Source organism: Pseudomonas sp. EL_65y_Pfl1_R83 (assembly GCF_963970695.1).
Classification (GTDB): domain Bacteria; phylum Pseudomonadota; class Gammaproteobacteria; order Pseudomonadales; family Pseudomonadaceae; genus Aquipseudomonas; species Aquipseudomonas tritici.
Map to the genome: position 1 here is coordinate 1 of NZ_CAXAQI010000362.1, position 472 is coordinate 472.

At 65.5% G+C, this 472-nt stretch carries 1 pseudogene; it reads left to right on the top strand.

The features are described 5' to 3' along the window. Nucleotides 1-264, top strand: a pseudogene (locus AACY08_RS29300) (metal ABC transporter permease); the annotation flags it as partial. Between the last annotated feature and the right edge of the window lie 208 nt (nt 265-472).

Here is a 472-nt window from a genome sequence, read left to right on the forward strand (position 1 = left end):
GACGAAGCGACCAGCGCGCTCGACAGCCGTACCGAGGGCGAGATTCTCGACACGCTGCAGGCAATCGAACGCGGCCGCACCACGATCGTCATCGCGCATCGGCTGTCGACCGTGGTCCATGCCGACGAGATCGTCGTGCTGGAAGCCGGGCGCGTGGTCGAACGCGGCAGCCATGCCGTGCTGCTGCGCAAGAACGGGCTGTATGCGGAAATGTGGAACCGCCAGGCGCAGGAGCGCGCGGAGGAATCGGTGGCGGCGGAGTAGGGGCGTTCCATTCCGTCATTCCCGCGCAGGCGGGAATCCATTGCCGCAACGTCGGAAAGGATGCCGAATGTCCGCCACTATGGATCCCCGCCTGCGCGGGGATGACGGCAAGGGTGCGGCAAACCTCCAAAAGAAAAAGGCGCCGGTGTTGCCACCGACGCCCCAATCTTTCGTCTCGAAGCAGGTCGCCTTTAGGCGGCCTGGGGCA